We start from the raw sequence: 1040 nt of genomic DNA on the forward strand, positions 1-1040 counted from the left end.
TGGGTGCCCTCATAGGTGTTGACCGTCTCCAGGTTCTGCGCGTGGCGCATCACGTGGTACTCGATCTGGATGCCGTTGCCGCCGTGCATGTCGCGCGCGGCCCGCGCGATCTCCAGCGCCTTGCCGCAATTGTTGCGCTTGACGATCGAGATCGCCTCCGGCGCCAGCTTGCCCGCCTCGAACATCCGTCCCACCCGCAACGACGCCTGCAGCCCCAGCGCGATCTCCGTCTGCATGTCGGCGAGCTTCTTCTGGAAAAGCTGCGTCGCCGCCAGCGGCTTGCCGAACTGATGCCGCTCCAGCCCGTAGCGGCGGGCCCGGTGCCAGCAATCCTCCGCCGCCCCCATCGCCCCCCACGAGATGCCGTAGCGGGCCCGGTTCAGGCACCCGAACGGACCCTTCAGCCCCGAAACGTTCGGCAGCAGCGCGTCCTCGCCAACCTCGACCCCGTCCATCACGATCTCGCCGGTGATCGAGGCGCGCAGGCTGAGCTTGCCGCCGATCTTCGGCGCCGAAAGCCCCTTCAGACCCTTGTCCAGCACGAAGCCACGGATCTGGTCGTCATGCGCGGCCGACTTCGCCCACACAACGAACACGTCCGCGATCGGCGCGTTCGAGATCCACATCTTCGAGCCCGTCAGCCGGTAGCCGCCGTCGATCTTCTGCGCCCGGGTCTTCATGCCGCCCGGGTCCGAGCCCGCATCCGGCTCGGTCAGCCCGAAGCAGCCGATCCATTCGCCCGACGCCAGCTTCGGCAGGTACTTCCGACGCTGCGCTTCCGAGCCATAGGCAAAGATCGGGTGCATCACCAGCGACGACTGCACGCTCATCATCGAGCGGTAGCCCGAATCGATCCGCTCCACCTCGCGCGCCACCAGCCCGTAGGCCACGTAGCCCGCACCAACCCCGCCATATTCCTCCGGGATCGTCACCCCCAGAAGACCAGCAGACCCCATCTCGGCGAAGATCGCCGGATCGGTCTGCTCCTCCAGATACGCCGCCTCAACCCGCGGCAACAGCTTGTCCGACGCAAACGCCGC

1 protein-coding gene is annotated in these 1040 nt (G+C 67.2%); it reads right to left on the bottom strand.

The genetic code is table 11. The annotated features are described in order from the left end of the window. Positions 1-1040, bottom strand: a 1040-nt coding sequence (locus XW59_RS29210) for an acyl-CoA dehydrogenase family protein (protein ID WP_137327123.1), incomplete at both ends; no start/stop codon positions are given.

It is taken from the genome of Aquamicrobium sp. LC103, assembly GCF_001014615.2.
In the GTDB taxonomy this organism is placed as follows: domain Bacteria; phylum Pseudomonadota; class Alphaproteobacteria; order Rhizobiales; family Rhizobiaceae; genus LBCQ02.